The sequence below is a fragment of the Haloarcula sp. H-GB4 genome, from assembly GCF_030848575.1.
Classification (GTDB): Archaea; Halobacteriota; Halobacteria; order Halobacteriales; family Haloarculaceae; genus Haloarcula.
In genome coordinates, this window is record NZ_JAVDDX010000003.1 from 196,907 (window position 1) to 209,264 (window position 12,358).

The following is a 12,358-nucleotide window of genomic DNA, read 5'->3' on the forward strand; positions in this document are numbered from 1 at the left end:
AAAAACACTCCGTGTGTGATATTAACCGGGACAAAACTGCCCGAAACTAACCAATCAATCGTCAGCAGACTGCCCGTCCAGTGCCGCCTTCAGGTCCGCCGCGGTGAACGGCAACTCGGTCAGCCGAACGCCGACGGCGTCGCGGATGGCATTCGAGAGCGCCGGCGGGACGCCGTTCGTTGGGAGTTCCGCGATAGACTTCGCGCCGAATGGACCCGTGGGTTCGTGTGTTTCGACGAGAATCGTCTCCATTTCGGGGTGGTCCGTCGTCCGCGGCATCCCGTACTGGCGAAAGCCCAGCACCTCCGGGTTCCCGTCCTCATCGAAGGTCAGGTCGCCGCTCGTGGCGTATTCGAGGCTCATGTGTTCGCCGCCCTCTATCTGGCCTTCGACCAGCGCGGGATTAATAGCGACGCCGCAGTCTGCCGCAAAGACCAGCCTGTTGAGTTCGTACTCGCCGGTCTCCGTATCGACAGTCACGTCGACGAACTGCGCGCCGTAGGGCGGTGGGCTCTCGTCGGTTGAGTGGTTGCCGTCCCCGAGAATGTGTTCGCGCTCGTCGTCGCCGTAGGTCGCTTCGTAGCCGATGTCCTCCAGCGATACGCGGTTCCCGGTCCGCTCGCTGTACACGCCGCCGTCGCCGGTGTCGAGCACATCCGGCGGCTCGCCGAGCAGTTTCGATCCCCACTCCAGCAACCGCTCTTTGGCGTCCTCGGCGGCATTCTTTACTGCGCGGCCGCTGATGTACGTCGTCGAGGAGGCGTACGCCCCGTAGTCGAACGGCGTCAGGTCGGTGTCGGCGGCGATGACGACAACATCGTCCGGCGTACAACCGAGCACCTCGGCGGCAATCTGGGAGAACATCGTGTCCGCGCCGGTCCCAGTGTCGACGCCGCCGACCTGCAGGTGGAAGCTCCCGTCTTCGTTCATCTGTATCTGTGCCGCGCCGAGTTCCTTGCCCGCGACGCCGCTCCCCTGGGCGATGAGCGCCATTCCGACCCCGCGCTTGCGATGGTCTTCGTCGGGTTGTTCGATGCCGTCGTAGTCGATGGCTTCCTTCCCGCGTTGGACACATTCGCGGATGCCACACGAGCGAATCTCCCGGGTGAACCGGTCACCGTCTTTCAGAATCGCGACGCTCCGGTCGAGGTCGCCCTCCCGGACCGCGTTCTGCAGGCGAAACTCGATCGGGTCGAAGCCGAGGCGGCGGGCTACCTCATCCATGTGCGATTCAACGGCGAAATGCCCCTGTGGCGCGCCGTAGCCCCGCATGGCCGCCCCCATCGGGAGATTCGTATGGACCACATCCCCGGAAAATCTGACGTTCGGGACCCGTGGATAGAGGGGAAGCGGCTTCGTTCCAACGTTGTTCGCGACGGTCATGCCGTGGGTGCCGTAGGCCCCCGAGTTCGACAGCGTGTAGAGGTCCATCGCCTCGATGTCGCCGACGTCTGTCACTACGGTCCGCATCTGCATCTGCATCGGGTGCCGAAAGCGAAGCGCGGTGAACTCCTCCTGGCGGCTCATCTCCAGTTTGACCGGCCGCTCGGCCGCCAGATGCAGTGCGAACGTTATCGGCTCGATTGCCATCTCCTGTTTCGACCCGAACCCGGCACCGATGCGGGGCTTCTTCACCCGCACATCGCGAATAGGCACGTCGAACAGGTGCGCTATCTGGCGACGGGTGTGAAAGGGAACCTGTGTCGCCGTAATAAACACGTGCCGATTGTCCTCGTCGGTGTAGGCGATAGTCGCGTGCGGCTCCGGGACGCAGTGGGACTGGTATGGCGTTTCCCACTCCGTCTCGATGACGTGTCGCTCCTCGTCGTCGCTCGCCTGTTCGAACGCGCCCTCTACGTCACCGAGTTCGCCCTCGAAACCAGATTCGAGATTTTTACTGTAATCAGCCCCCGACTGTTTGTTTTCTACGTCATCAGCCTCGAACAGTTGCGGGGCGCCCTCGTTGAGGGCTTCTTCTGGGTCGAAGACGGCATCCAGCTCTCGGTACTCGACTTCGATTTTCCGTGCAGCGCGGTCGGCTGTCTCCGCGTCGTCAGCCGCCACGGCGGCGACCGGGTCGCCGACGAAACGGACGTGTTCGCGCAACACTTTCAGATCCCACGGGCTCGGCTCGGGGTAGGACTGGCCCGAACTGGAGTACAGTTTGTCCGGAACCACGTCATCGAACGGTGTGATGACGGCGTTGACGCCGTCCATCGTCTCGGCGGCGCTTGTGTCGACCGATTCGACGTAGCCGTGGGCGATGTCGCTGCGAACCACCTTTCCGTGGGCGAGGTCCGGAAACCGGTCGCGGTAGTCCGCCGTGTAGCGGGCTTGCCCGGTGACGATTTTCCGTGCGTCGTCTTTCTCTTCGTCCACGGTGATGGCGTCGCGCTCGGCTTCGGGCTTCCGGTCAGGTTCGCGTGCCGCGCCCGTCGCTGACTCTCTGTCGGCTTCGGCTGGGTCCGATCCATTCCTCTCTGTCCCCTCTGGTTGCTTGCTCGTCTCCCGTACCCGGTCGGAATCGCTCACTGATCGCCCTCCATGCAATTGCAGTTCTTGAATGAACACTCGGTCACAGCGGCGGCCCCGCCGTCGTTATCGACTGCTTGTCCACCGTCGGCGGCGACCGCTGTCCCGCTGTCCATCCGCTCAGCGGCGTCTAGCACCGCTTCGACAATTTTCTTGTAGCCAGTACACCGACAGAGATTGTCCGACAGCGCTTCCCGGACCTCTTGTTCGGTCGGGTCCGGGTTCTCCGCAAGTAGCGCCATCGAGCGCATAATCATCCCCGGAATACAAAACCCACACTGCAGCGCAGTATTGTCGACGAATGCCTGTTGCACCGGATGCAGGTCGTCCTGTTCGCCCAGACCCTCGATCGTCTCGACCGATGCGTCCCGTACTTTCGTCACCGGTTCGACGCAGGACTTCACTGGCTCGCCGTCGACGTGCACCGTACAGAAGCCGCACGCGCCAGTGTCGCATCCCCGCTTCGCCCCAGTGTACCCGTTCCGTCGAAGGATATCGAGAAGCGAATCGGACTTCGATGCTTCGACCGTCCGTTCCACATCGTTAATTTCCAGTTCGATTTCCATATGGCTCATCAGCTCGCTGGCTATGTCAGGTACATGACGAACAGAACGGTAAATAGCTATCGCGGATTTGTGATATGGCACGCCGACACACCGGCACTGTAGCCGTGACTGTCCACGCACTCCGATTCAGATTTCACGCTCGTCCAGTTTTGACCTGATTTTCTCGGCGGTGATGGGCATCTCTCGGACTCGGACGCCGACAGCGTCCCGGACGGCGTTTGACAGCGCCGGCGGGACTGTGTTAGTCGGAACTTCGGCGACCGATTTCGCGCCGAACGGACCGGTTGGTTCGTGGGTCTCGACCAGAATCGACTCGATGGGTGGCGTCTCGGTCGCCGACGGTAGTCCGTACTCGTCGAAGTCAGCTATCTCTGCCCGTCCCTCGTCATCGAGCGTGATCCCCTCACTGACGGCCATCTCGTAGCTCATGTGGTTCGCACCCTCGATCTGGCCCTCGGCCATGCCGGGGTTGATCGCGACGCCGCAGTCGACCGCGACGACCAGTTTGTGGACCTCAAACTCGCCGGTGGTCTCGTCAACTGTCACGTCGGCGAACTGGGCAGCAAAGGGCGGGGGACTCTCTTCGGTGCAGTGGGTCCCCTTCCCCAGGATGTGTTCGCGTTCGTCGTCGCCGTAGGCGGCCTCATAGCCGATATCTTCGAGTGTGACCGAATCGCCGCTCGCTTCGCTGTACACCGTTCCGTCGCCAGTTTCCAGATCACCGACCGGCTCCTCAAGCAGTTTCGATCCCCAGTCGAGAATCCTTTCTTTCGCGTCCTCTGCGGCCTTCTTGACCGCCATGCCGCTGATATACGTCGTCGAGGAGGCGTACGCCCCATAGTCGAAGGGCGTTACATCCGTATCGGAGGATTTGACGATTATGTCGTCCTCGTCACAGCCCAGTACTTCGGCGGCGATCTGGAGGAACGCTGTGTCAGCGCCTGTCCCAATGTCGACGCCGCCGACCTGCAGGTGGAAGCTTCCGTCCTCGTTCATCATTATTTGGGCGGCCCCGAGTTCGTCACCGGCGACGCCGGTCCCCTGTGCGGACAGCGCCATTCCGATGCCGCGGTGCAAGTGGTCTTCGTCGGGCTGTTCGAGGTCGTCGTAGCCGATAGCGTCTTTCCCACGCTCGATACACTCGTTGAGGCCACATGAGCGGATACGGCGGTTCGCTCCCTCTCCACCCATCATCCCCGCGATCTCGTCGAGGTCGCCCACCTCCATGTGGTGCCGCCGCCGGAATTCGATTGGGTCGAGATCGAGGTCGCGGGCGACCTCGTCGAGATGCCCTTCTAGCGCGAGCGTGCCCTGTGGTGCGCCGTAGCCACGCATTGCACCGGTCTGTGGCGTGTTCGTATGGACGATATCGGCCTCGAAGCGAGCGTTTGGTACCTTCGAGTACAGCGGCATCGGCTTGCTGCCGACGTTGCCCGCGACGGTCATGCCGTGGCTGCCGTACGCGCCGGTGTTCGACAGGGCGTAGATGTCGATGGCCTTGATGTCGCCGTCGTCGGTCACGGCCGTCTTCGCTTTGACCTTCATCGGGTGGCGCGAGCGCATCGCGTAGAACTCCTCCTCGCGGCTGGCTTCGTATAGGACCGGGCGGTCAGTAGCGAGCGATAGTGCGAGCGGAATCGGCTCGACGACCATTGCCTGTTTCCCGCCGAAACCGCCGCCAACGCGCGGCTTGGTCACCCGGATGTCGCGAATGGGAATATCGAACAGGTGGGCGAGCTGTCTCCGGGTGTGGTTTGGCACCTGCGTACTGGTGATGAGGACGTGGCGGTCGTCCTCGTTCGTGTAGGCCAGCGACGTGTGTTTCTCGACGTTGGCGTGGGATTGCCGAATCGTCTCCCATTCAGTCTCGTGCACGTGGGTGTCGCCGTCGAGTGCTGCATCCACATCGCCGAGTTCGCCCCCGATGTGGGCCATCCGGTTGCGGTCGTAGTCGTTGCCGACGATCTCGTTCTCGACCTCGCTGCCCTTGAACAACTGCGGCGCGTCTTCGTCGAAGGCGTCCTCCGGATCGGTGACGTAGTCGTAATCCTCGTACGACACCTCGATAGCCTCGACGGCGGCGGTCGCGGTCGCCCGGTCTTCGGCTGCGACGGCGGCAATCGGGTCGCCAATGTAGCGGACGTGCTCGTTCAGCACGTGCATGTCCCACGGGCTCGGTTCGGGATAGGACTGCCCGGCGCTGGTGTATTTTGCGTCCGGCACTGCGTCGGACTCGGGTGTCAGGACCGCGTCGACGCCGTCCATCGCCTCGGCCGCGCTCGTGTCGATGTCGGTCACGCGGCCGTGTGGGATGTCGCTCCGGACGACTGCCGCGTACGCGAGGTCGGGATACCGTTTCTCGTAGTCGGCGGTGTACTTCGCTTGCCCGGTGACGAGCTTTCTGTCGTCGTACTTCTCCGTCCGGTGGGAGACGCTGTCGCGCTCGTCGGGGGCCTTGTCGTTGTTCTCAGGCTCGTCCCATTCGAGCGGGTGCTCTTCGAACCGTTCGTCTTCGACAGTCTCTGACTGTGAGGCCGTTCCGCCGTCGGCCTTGGCTGTCTCGTCGTCGTTACTCATCGCAGTCACCTCCACAGCAACTGGTCGACTCGTCTCCATGCTGTGCCACAGTGACCGGGTGGCCGCCGTCTGCGGCGACAGACTGCTCCCCCTGCATTCGTTCTGCTGCATCCAGAACAGCTTCGACAGGCTTCTGATAGCCGGTGCAGCGACAGACGTTGTCGTCCAGTGCCTCCCGGACTTCCTGCTCGGTTGGGTCGGGATTGGAATCCAGCAGTGCCACCGCCTGGATTACCATTCCCGGGATACAGAACCCGCACTGGACGGCAAAGTTGTCGACGAACGCCTGTTGCACCGGGTGCAGGTCTGCCTGTGTCCCGAGCGCCGCAACGGTCTGTATCTCACTCCCGTCGGCGTCTGTCGCCTCCATCCCGCAGGCCATCCGTACTTCGCCGTCGACGAATATCTTCGATGCACCGCAGGTTCCGCCGTCGCAGCCACATTTTACGTCGATGTAGCCGTGCTGTCTCAAAACCGTCGCCAGGTCATCTCCTGACCCGGCTTCGACTATCGTCCGCTCGCCGTTGATTGTGAGTTCAATATCCACAGAGTACCCTCCAGTTTTCGGCATGCATACGAACACACGCCTGTTAGTGAACAGGTGTGCGACACCATCTCATATATGTATGGTTCACAGGTGTTGATCGCCTGTTGCCAGACGAAGTTACGGGCATGGGCCACCACAAGACAACTGGATGACACAGGTGCGACAGACGAGGTTGTTACTGTGTGACGTGTGCCATATGTGTGGTGTTCACTCGCTGAAAACTGAACAGTTCACTCGGCGGCCTTCGCCTGCACCGCGTTCAGCAGTACCTCAGTCCCGGTGACGATGTCATCCCATTCGGTGAATTCGCTCTCGCGATGGCTGATCCCGTCGACGCTCGGGACGAAAATCATGCTCGTCGGGGCTATCTTGTTGAGGTAGTTCGCATCGTGGCCCGCGCCGCTGACCAGTCGCGTGTACTCACAGCGGACCGTCTCGGCGGCCTCGACGACTGTGTCAATGCAGCCCTGATCGAACGGGTCCGCGTCGACCCGCATTATCTCCTCTATCTCGTATTCAAGGCCTTCGCGCTCGGCCGCGTGGGCAACCTCTTCCCTGATCTGTTCGACGGCCGCGTCGACCACGGCGTCGTCGTACGAGCGGAAATCGAGCGTGAATTCCACCGTCTCGGGGATGACGTTGATGGCGTTTGGCCACACGTCGACACTGCCGACCGTGCCGACGAGATCCGTTCCTTCGGTCGTTGTGATCCGCCGGACAGCGCGGGTTACGTCCGCCGTCGCTACGAACGCATCGTGGCGCATATCCATCGGCGTCGGTCCGGCATGGTTGGCCTGACCCTCGAAGGTAACGTTCAGCCAGGAAAAGCCGAACACGCCTTCGACGGCAGCGACGGGGATGTCCTGCTGTTCGAGAAACGGCCCCTGCTCGACGTGCATCTCGAAGTAGCAGTGGATATCGTCCGCTTCACAGGGCGTTTCGCCTTTGTAGCCGATGCGTTCGAGTTCGGCGCCGAATCGCCTGCCCTCCTTGTCCTCGCGCTCGTATGCGTAGTCGAGGTCGAAGATATCACAGTAGACACCGCTGCCGAGCATATCCGGCTGAAAACGGACGCCCTCCTCGTTGCTCCAGGCGACGACCTCCAGCGGCCGTTCGGTCGTCACGCTGGCGTCGTTGAACGCCTCGATGACTTCCAGTCCACCGAGGACGCCGATAACGCCGTCGTACCGCCCGCCGCTGTACTGGCTGTCGATGTGTGAGCCGAACAGGACCGGCGCGGCGTCGTTGTCAGCTCCGTCTCGCCGACCGAAGATGTTGCCCATCGTATCGATACGGACCTCCAGCCCGGCCTCGCGGAACCACTCAACCAGTGTGTCCCGGGCTGCCTTGTTCTCGTCGGACAGGCTCGGCCTATTCACGCCGCCCCGTTCTGTCGCGCCGATCTTGTTGAACGTATCGAAGCGCCGTCTGAACCGCTCGCTATCGAGACTGACGGATGGCATTGGGTAGCTGTTCCGCGGTGTCGTCTTGAAGATTGTGTCGGGGTGGCACCACACAGATCGACAGACACGGTGTGGCACGCGCTCGCCCCCTGTCACACACGGTTGAGACCACCGAAAGAGCCAAACGACCGTTCCGCGAGTCAGCAGACATGACCGAGCTGAGTGCCGCGTCTATCGCGTTCAGAGACGCGCGGGTGCTGGACGGGAGCGGTCGCTCTCCGTTCACTGCGAGCGTGCGTGTCGCCGACGGTCGAATCGATGCCATCAGCGAGGCCCCGCTAGACGCCGACCGCGTTATCGATCTCGACGGGTCGTATCTCGCGCCGGGGTTCATCGATATGCACGCGCATTCGGAGCTTCGACTGTTCGAGAACCCCGGTGCCAGGGAGAAACTGACGCAGGGGATCACGACGGAGGTCCTCGGTCAGGACGGGGTCAGCGTCGCTCCGGTACCGCCGAACCTCACCGACGAGTGGGCGGAACGGGTCAAATCACTTGACGGCACGCTCGGCGAAACGTGGCCTTGGCACACCGTTTCCGGCTATCTTGAGGCGCTTGAATCCGCTGAACCCGCTGTCAACTGTGCGTACTACGCCCCACACGGCAACATCAGGTCGATGCTGGCCGGATTCGAGGACCGCCCACTCAGCGGTGAACACGTCGTCGCTGCCGGGCCAGTCACCGGTCAACGGCTGGACAGACCAACGTCCGACCACGACATAGCGCCCGGTGAACTCGACGCGATCCGACAGGAACTCGAAGTAGCGCTGGAAGAAGGCGCGTTCGGTATGTCAAAGGGAATGATATATCCGCCGAGTTCGTACGCTCGCGACGACGAACTGGTGGCGCTTGCGGACACCCTCGCCAAGCGCGACTCGTTCATGATCTCTCACGTCTGGAACGAGACGGACCGCGTGGTCGAGTCCATAGACCGGTATCTCGATATATGCCGACGCGGCGGCTGTCACGCCCACGTTTCACATCTCAAGGTCGGCGGCCAACAGAACTGGGGGGACTCCGAGGCTGTGCTCGACCTGTTCGACGACGCTGTCGACCGGGGCCAGCGGGTCACCTTCGATCAGTATCCCTATACAGCCGGTTCGACGATGCTTACAGCACTGTTGCCGCCGTGGGCACGGCAGGGCGACTCAGAGGACATCCGTCACCGCCTCAACTCCGCGGCTGTTCGCGACCGCATTGCCGCTGATATCTCCCAGCCGGGTGACTGGGAGAACCTCGCGTACGCCGCCGGGTCGTGGGATAATATTCTTATCACGCGGACGGGAAGCAGCCGCTACCAAGGTGATACCATCGCGGACATGGCCGCCGAGATGGACCGTGAGCCGGTCGACGCGATGTGTGAACTACTCGTCGCGGAGAATCTGGACGTGACGATGGCTGATTTCGTGATGGCCGAAGAAGACATCGAGCGGTTCCTCGCTGACGACCGCGGCACGTTCTGCACGGACGGTATCTTCGGCGGGAAGCCCCATCCCCGAGCTATCGGGGCGTTCAGCCGCATCCTCGAACGGTACGTCCGAGAGCGGAACGTACTCTCGCCGGAACTGCTGGCGTACAAGGCCGCAGGCAACCCGGCCGATATCCTCGGCCTCAGGGACCGCGGCTACATCCGCGAGGGCTACATTGCGGACCTCGTGGCCTTTGACCTCGACTCGGTGTCGGCGAACGCGACCTACGAGAACCCGTTCCAGTTCTCCGACGGGATGGAGTACGTCCTCGTCGGCGGCGAAATAGCTGTTCGGGTCGGCGAACTGACCGGCGAGCGAAACGGCGACGTGCTCCGCTCCTACGAGGAATGGGGTGGTGCGACCCGTCCCGACCTCGACCGCACTGCCGACGACTGATTGACCGGGCTGCCTACTCTGACCGACTGTCCGGCGACGTGCCCATCCGCCCGCTCGCTACCGGCAGGACGGTACCGACGGAACCGAAATCGTGGAACCGGGTTCCCTTACTCCGGCACTTCGCCCTCGACGGCGTCGACGAAACTGTTCATGTTCTGGAAAAGGAACTCGTCGCTCTCGCCCTCGAACGGCGAGTCGGCCCAGACATCGAGTTCGCCGTTGACGATTTCTTCTTCCGTTTCGGCGACGGTGTCTTTGACCTCTTGCGGGACCTCTGGTCCCCACTCGTCGAGCGTGGGAAGGTTCGTCTCCATGCCGCCCCAGAAGGCATCGGATTCCCAGGTCCCGTCCCGAACCGCCGAAATGGTCGGGTCGTACACCTCTTCCCAGTTCCACACCGGCGAGATGAGGTAGTTGTCGCCGCCGAATTCGCCCATCGGCGCGTTGTAGCCGGAGGCCCATACGTCTGCCTCGTTTGCGGCTCTGACCGGAGCGGGGGAGTCCTGCTCCTGTGAGATGACGTCACATCCCTCATCGATAAGCGAGTTGGCCGCCTGCTTTGAGGTCTGTGGGTCGAACCACGCGTTGACCCACCGGATTTTGAACGTCGCGTCCGGATTCACAGACCGCGCGCCGAGCGCCATTGCGTTGATGGAGCGAATGACTTCGGGGATCGGGAACGCGGCGACGTAGCCGATGGTGTTGTTCTCGGTCACCATCCCGGCCGCCTGCCCGGCCAGATATCGGGGCTGGTAGATCCGGCCCATGTATCGTCCCATGTTCTCCCGGGTGCGATAGCCGGTCGCGTGTTCGAAGTACGTGTCGGGGTACTGTTCCGCAATGTTGAACATCGGGTCCTGGTAGCCAAACGTCGTTCCAAAGACGATGTCGGCGTCACCCTGTGCGTACTGCTCGAAAACACGCTCCGAGTCTTCTGGCGCGACAGCCTCCGTATACTCGGTTTCCAGCCAGTCGTACTTTTCGTCGACCGCCTTTCGCCCCTCGTCATGGGCGTGGGACCACCCGAGGTCGCCAACCTCTGAGATGTACACCCAGGCAGCGGTGACGGAGTCCGACCCGGAGCCCCCATCGTCACTGGTCGTCGTGCCGTCAGCCGTGTTTGTGTCGTCGCTCCCGCCACTACAGCCGGCTAGTGCGGTTATTCCTGTCGCCCCAAGCGCACCCAGCATCTCCCGCCGCGATATCGTTCGGTTGGTATTCACCATTACTGAACTGGGTAGAGGTAGCGGAAACTCCTACTTAAGCGATACCATTCTCGACCTTGCAGCGAAGGAATACATTGGAACAAAATTGGTCGTAATTTCCATTAATACTGCAATAATCCTACGAACGTTGTTGCAACCGTCGGACAGTCACAGTGATATTCAGGTGTGGTACTGTCGGTGGAGACGGGTAGCGGGGTCAGCTCGGGACCTCGCCCTCGACGGCGTCGACGTAGCTACTCATTTCTTGGAAGAGGAATTCGTCGCTCTCGCCCTCGAACGCCGAACCGGCCCAGACCTCCAGCTCTCCGTCGAGTATTGCTGACTGCGACTCCGAAACGGCGTCTTTCGCCTCCTGTGGTACGCCTGGCCCCCAGTCGTCCAGACTACAGATGCCCGACTCGATGCCCTCCCAGTACGCGTCGGATTCCCAGCTGCCGTCCCTGACAGACTCGATGGTCGGACCGTAGAACTCCTCCCAGTGCCAGATCGGGGACGTGAGATAGTTCTCGCCGGCGATGTCGCCCATCGGGGCGTCGTAGCCGGTCGCCCAGACACCTGCATCGGAAGCTGCACGGAGTGCAGCGGGAGAGTCTTGATGCTGGGCCATCACGTCGACGTCCTCGTCCAGTAGGGCGTTCGCCGCCTCGCTCTCGGTCGGCGGGTCAAACCAGGAGTTCGTCCATCTGACCTTCAGTGTCGCACTGTCGTTAACCGACGCGGCCCCGAGCGCGTCGGCGTTGATGCCACGGATGACCTCTGGAATCGGGAACGCCGCCACGTATCCCAGCGTGTCGGTCTCCGTTACAGTCCCGGCCGCTTGCCCGGCGAGATACCGGGGCTGATAGATTCGGCCCATGTACCGCCCCATGTTCTCCATCGTCAGGTAGCCCGTATTGTGCTCGAAGTACGTATTGGGGTACTGCTCCGCCACGGACGCCATCGGGTCCTGATACTCGAACGTACAGCCGAAGATGATATCGGCGTCTCCCTGCGCGTACTGTTCGAACACCCGCTCGGAATCAGCGGGGGCGACAGCCTCGGTGTACTCGGTCTCTAACCAGTCGAACTCTTCTGCGACCGCCTTCCGCCCTTCGTTGTGGGCCCAGGACCAGCCGAGGTCGCCAACCTCTGAATTATACACCCACGCGGCGGTGAGCGAATCCATGCCGTTACTGCTGGTCGCAGTCCCCTCAGCAGCCCCGTCTCCGGCGGTATCGGTGGCTACCTCGCCATCGCCCCCGTCACCACCACTGCTACAACCAGCCAGCCCGGCTATCCCCGCCGCCCCAAGTGCTGTCAGTAGCTCCCGTCTCGATTTGGTATGTTTGTTGTCAACCATTAACGAACCGAATAGCCATTTCGGAAACAATAACTTAAATCGTTCCGTTCACGCAGCTTTCTCTACCCTATTATCAAAATATGTGCCACAAAAATAGCCCCATCGAACTCTAACTGGAGACAATATGTAGTATACGTTCATATGACTGGGTATCTCGACAGACTGCGTGAGCGTCGACAACGAACACTGGCACACAACAACTAACACTTGGCAAATGTTCGGCATTTCCCGCTCTGGACGGCG

General features: G+C 61.8%; 7 protein-coding genes and 1 pseudogene. 1 reads left to right on the forward strand and 7 read right to left on the reverse strand.

Annotation, left to right across the window (positions count from 1 at the left end):
* Nucleotides 1–54: 54 nt before the first annotated feature.
* The 5 genes from RBH20_RS17095 to RBH20_RS17115 all read right to left on the reverse strand — a co-directional run bounded on the left by RBH20_RS17095 (nt 55) and on the right by RBH20_RS17115 (nt 7,685).
* Entirely contained in the window at nt 55–2,532 is a 2,478-nt protein-coding gene (locus tag RBH20_RS17095) for a xanthine dehydrogenase family protein molybdopterin-binding subunit (protein ID WP_306710887.1), read from the reverse strand.
* On the reverse strand, nt 2,529–3,098 hold the full coding sequence (locus tag RBH20_RS17100) for a (2Fe-2S)-binding protein (protein ID WP_306711229.1): 570 nt from the start codon (nt 3,096–3,098) through the stop codon (nt 2,529–2,531). The genes RBH20_RS17095 and RBH20_RS17100 overlap by 4 nt, the downstream gene beginning before the upstream one ends.
* 126 nt (nt 3,099–3,224) lie before the next feature.
* Nucleotides 3,225–5,675, reverse strand: a complete 2,451-nt coding sequence (locus RBH20_RS17105) for a xanthine dehydrogenase family protein molybdopterin-binding subunit (protein ID WP_306710889.1) — start codon at nt 5,673–5,675, stop codon at nt 3,225–3,227.
* Entirely contained in the window at nt 5,668–6,246 is a 579-nt protein-coding gene (locus RBH20_RS17110) for a (2Fe-2S)-binding protein (RefSeq protein WP_306710891.1), read from the reverse strand. The genes RBH20_RS17105 and RBH20_RS17110 overlap by 8 nt, the downstream gene beginning before the upstream one ends.
* A 206-nt stretch (nt 6,247–6,452) precedes the next feature.
* Nucleotides 6,453–7,685 (reverse strand): Zn-dependent hydrolase, encoded by a 1,233-nt coding sequence (locus RBH20_RS17115; RefSeq protein ID WP_306710893.1) that lies wholly within the window; start codon nt 7,683–7,685, stop codon nt 6,453–6,455.
* A gap of 149 nt (nt 7,686–7,834) precedes the next feature.
* Here RBH20_RS17115 and RBH20_RS17120 point away from each other — a divergent pair, with 149 nt between their 5' ends.
* Nucleotides 7,835–9,550, forward strand: coding sequence for an amidohydrolase family protein (locus tag RBH20_RS17120; RefSeq protein WP_306710895.1), 1,716 nt, complete (start codon nt 7,835–7,837; stop codon nt 9,548–9,550).
* A gap of 107 nt (nt 9,551–9,657) precedes the next feature.
* On the opposite strand, the gene RBH20_RS17125 is transcribed toward RBH20_RS17120, so the two are convergent.
* Both RBH20_RS17125 and RBH20_RS17130 read right to left on the reverse strand, forming a co-directional pair.
* Nucleotides 9,658–10,776, reverse strand: coding sequence for a BMP family ABC transporter substrate-binding protein (locus RBH20_RS17125; RefSeq protein ID WP_306710897.1), 1,119 nt, complete (start codon nt 10,774–10,776; stop codon nt 9,658–9,660).
* A 325-nt stretch (nt 10,777–11,101) separates the two neighbouring features.
* Nucleotides 11,102–12,115, reverse strand: a pseudogene (locus RBH20_RS17130) (BMP family ABC transporter substrate-binding protein); the annotation flags it as partial.
* Nucleotides 12,116–12,358 lie beyond the last annotated feature (243 nt).

Excerpts from the sequence above, each read along its gene's own strand:
- RBH20_RS17100 (WP_306711229.1), bottom strand. The coding sequence starts at position 3,098 with ATGGAAATCGAACTGGAAATTAACGATGTGGAACGGACGGTCGAAGCA.
- RBH20_RS17105 (WP_306710889.1), bottom strand. The coding sequence starts at position 5,675 with ATGAGTAACGACGACGAGACAGCCAAGGCCGACGGCGGAACGGCCTCA.
- RBH20_RS17110 (WP_306710891.1), bottom strand. The coding sequence starts at position 6,246 with ATGCCGAAAACTGGAGGGTACTCTGTGGATATTGAACTCACAATCAAC.
- RBH20_RS17115 (WP_306710893.1), bottom strand. The coding sequence starts at position 7,685 with ATGCCATCCGTCAGTCTCGATAGCGAGCGGTTCAGACGGCGCTTCGAT.
- RBH20_RS17120 (WP_306710895.1), top strand. The coding sequence starts at position 7,835 with ATGACCGAGCTGAGTGCCGCGTCTATCGCGTTCAGAGACGCGCGGGTG.
- RBH20_RS17125 (WP_306710897.1), bottom strand. The coding sequence starts at position 10,776 with ATGGTGAATACCAACCGAACGATATCGCGGCGGGAGATGCTGGGTGCG.